Source organism: Nocardia sp. CC201C (assembly GCF_030010695.1).
Classification (GTDB): Bacteria; Actinomycetota; Actinomycetes; order Mycobacteriales; family Mycobacteriaceae; genus Nocardia; species Nocardia otitidiscaviarum.
On the sequence record NZ_JASCXP010000691.1, the window covers coordinates 1 to 1,864 of the forward strand.

Consider the following 1,864-nt stretch of genomic DNA (forward strand, 5'->3'; position numbering starts at 1 on the left):
AACCCTGGGGGGCTCCCCATTCACCCGACCGCTATGCGCCCGGTGCTAATCGCAGGGGGCGCACTCGGTCCTGCGCGCGATCGCGCGCGGTCAGGCGCGGGCGGCGCGCAGTTCGCGGGGCAGGGCGAAGACCAGGGTCTCGTTGGCGGTGGTCACCGGCTGGACGTCGCCGAAGCCGTGCTCGGCCAGCAGTTCCAGCACACCCTGGACCAGGATCTCCGGCACCGACGCGCCCGAGGTGATACCGATCGTGCGGACGCCCTCCAACCAGGCCGGGTCCACCTCGCGGGCGTAGTCGACCAGGTACGCGGCCCGCGCGCCCGCGCCCAGCGCCACCTCGACCAGGCGCACCGAGTTGGAGGAGTTGCGCGAACCCACCACGATCACCAGATCGCACTCCGGGGCCATGGCCTTGACGGCGGTCTGGCGGTTCTGGGTGGCGTAGCAGATGTCGTCGCTGGGCGGATCCTGCAGGCTCGGGAAGCGCTCGCGCAGGCGCTGCACGGTCTCCATGGTCTCGTCCACCGACAGCGTGGTCTGGGACAGCCAGATCACCTTGTTCTCGTCGCGCACGGTGACGCCGTCCACCGCATCGGGGCCGTCCACGAGCTGCACGTGGTCGGGGGCCTCACCGGCGGTGCCCTCCACCTCCTCGTGGCCCTCGTGGCCGATGAGCAGGATGTCGAAGTCGTCGCGGGCGAAGCGCTTGGCCTCCTGGTGCACCTTGGTCACCAACGGGCAGGTGGCGTCGATGGTGTGCAGGCTGCGTTCGGCGGCGGAGGAGTGCACCATGGGCGAGACGCCGTGGGCGGAGAACACCACCACCGACCCCTCGGGCACCTCGTCGGTCTCGTCGACGAAGATCACCCCGCGCTCCCGCAGCGTCTCCACGACGTGCCGGTTGTGCACGATCTCCTTGCGGACGTAGATGGGCGCGCCGTGCTTCTCGAGCGCCTTCTCCACCGTCTCGACCGCGCGGTCCACACCGGCGCAGTAACCACGGGGTTCGGCGAGCAGCACCCGCTTCGGCGAGTCGGCAGCACCCGAGACGGCCGACCGGGTGATTCCGACGTTCAATGGGATAGCCGAGGACATGCCCCACAGAATACGTGTGCGGAATGAACCGCATCGGGTCGGAGGCGCGACGATAATCACTTCCGGCGAATTCCGTCCTTTGCATCACACGCCGTTTCGGGCAGGCTAGGACCATGTTTCGACCTCCCTTCCTGGCCCGGGTCGCCGCCGGGGCCGCCGTCTATGCCCTCGAGGAAACCCGTCGGCTACCGAATACCGCGGTCAACCTCCCGATTACCGCCGTCAGCCAGCTGCTGCAGAACTTCATGCACGTGCAGCAGTTCGTGACCAGCCTCGCCCTCAAGGGCGACGAGGTTTTCGACCGCTTCGTGAACCGTCCCGAGGAACAGCCCGAGTGGGCCACCTTCGACGAGGACGCCGACGACGCGCAAACCTTCGGCACCGCCCCGGAATCGGCGCACAAGAGCCGTTTCGACCTGTACAGCCCCGAAGACGCGGGCGCGCCGGAGCCGGAACCGATCGCGGTCTCCGCCCCCCAGGCACTGGTGTCGGAAACACCCGCGAGCCCGGAAACATCCGCGAGCCCGGAGCCGGAATCCGTCGTCGCCGAGGAGCAGGAGGCCCCGGCCGCCGACCCCGGATCCGCAGCACCGCAGCCCACCGAACCGGCCGCGCCTGCCGAAAGCAGCGCTACCGCAAGCACTTCCGGCACGTCCGCCAATGGCCACAATGGCAATTTCGCGGCCGTCGAGCCGGAGGTCGCCTCCCGCTACGACTACATGAACATGACGCTGGCGCAGCTGCGCGCCCGCCTGCGCATGCTCAGCGT

Annotated in this window: 2 protein-coding genes; one reads left to right on the plus strand and one right to left on the minus strand. The window is 69.0% G+C overall.

Annotated elements, in window-relative coordinates; translation table 11 throughout:
* Positions 1-90: 90 nt before the first annotated feature.
* On the minus strand, positions 91-1,095 hold the full coding sequence (locus QK444_RS35965) for a 4-hydroxy-3-methylbut-2-enyl diphosphate reductase (protein WP_282786541.1): 1,005 nt from the start codon (positions 1,093-1,095) through the stop codon (positions 91-93).
* A 113-nt stretch (positions 1,096-1,208) separates the two neighbouring features.
* On the opposite strand from QK444_RS35965, the gene QK444_RS35970 reads away from it, so the two are divergent.
* The coding region (locus QK444_RS35970; protein ID WP_282786543.1) for a lipid droplet-associated protein at positions 1,209-1,864 on the plus strand (656 nt) is incomplete at its 3' end.